This is a genomic window from Streptomyces sp. MnatMP-M17, from assembly GCF_900091995.1.
In the GTDB taxonomy this organism is placed as follows: domain Bacteria; phylum Actinomycetota; class Actinomycetes; order Streptomycetales; family Streptomycetaceae; genus Streptomyces.
On sequence record NZ_FMDK01001052.1, the window covers coordinates 1 to 1,096 of the forward strand.

1 protein-coding gene is annotated in these 1,096 nt (G+C 67.3%); it reads left to right on the top strand.

Going from position 1 to position 1,096, the window contains the following annotated elements:
- The coding region (locus GA0115259_RS35750) for a sugar phosphate isomerase/epimerase family protein (RefSeq protein WP_093604559.1) at positions 1-983 on the top strand (983 nt) is incomplete at its 5' end.
- Positions 984-1,096 lie beyond the last annotated feature (113 nt).

Consider the following 1,096-nt stretch of genomic DNA (forward strand, 5'->3'; position numbering starts at 1 on the left):
CCGGCGCCACCGCCGCCGCGGTCCTCGGCGCCGCGGCCACCCCGGCCGCCGCGCACGGCAAGGGACACGGCCACGGCGATGGGCACGGGCACGGCAAGGGACAGCCGGTCCTGCCTCCGGGCCGCCTCGGGATCCAGCTCTACTCGCTGCGCGACAAGGTCTCCACGATCGGCTTCGCCAAGGTCTTCGACGAGCTGGAGCGCTTCGGCTACGACGAGATCGAGTTCGCCGGATACACCCAGGGCTCCGCCGGAGAGATCACACTGCCTCAGCTCAAGCGGCTGGCCAGGAACCATGGGCTCAAGCCCATCGGCAGCCATGTCAACTACTACGACAACAACAACCCGGACGCCTACAGCTTCGCCCAGAACCTCGAAAAGGTCCTGGACGACGCCCAGACCCTCGGTCTGGAACATGTGGGAACAGCCTCGGGACCGTTCCGCTACGGCTCCACCGTGGACGCCTGGAAGCGGGCCGCCGAGGACTTCAACACCTATGGCGCGGCGGCCAGGCGGCGCGGGCTGAAGTTCTACCAGCACAACCACGCGGAGGAGTTCTCCTTCGCCACCGACCAGCCCAATGTCCGTCTCTACGACGTACTGCTGGCCGAGACCGATCCCGATCTGGTCTATCTGGAGATGGACATCTACTGGGCCTTCGCGGGCCAGTTCCGCTTCAGCAAGACTCCGGAGGGCAAGCCCGCGCCCTTCGATCCGCTGCGCTATGTGCTCAAGCAGCCCGACCGCTATCCGCTCTTCCATGTCAAGGACGGCATCGAGGACATCACCGCCCGCGACGGCTACCGGATGGTGGACGTCGGCGACGGTGACATCGACTACCAGCGCTTCATATCGGCGGTGAACAAGACCCGCGGTGGCCGCCGTGACCACCACTGGCAGGTCGAGCACGACCAGCCGGTGGACTCGATCGCCTTCGCCCAGAAGTCCTCCGCGCATCTGCACTCGCTGCGCGAACGGCGGTAACGCCCGCCGCGCACAACGCCCGCCGCATACGGAGAACGGCCCTCCGTGCGACTTCCGAGGAAGCCGCGCGGAGGGCCGTCTGTGTGATGACGCCCGCCCTCACCGGGTCAGGC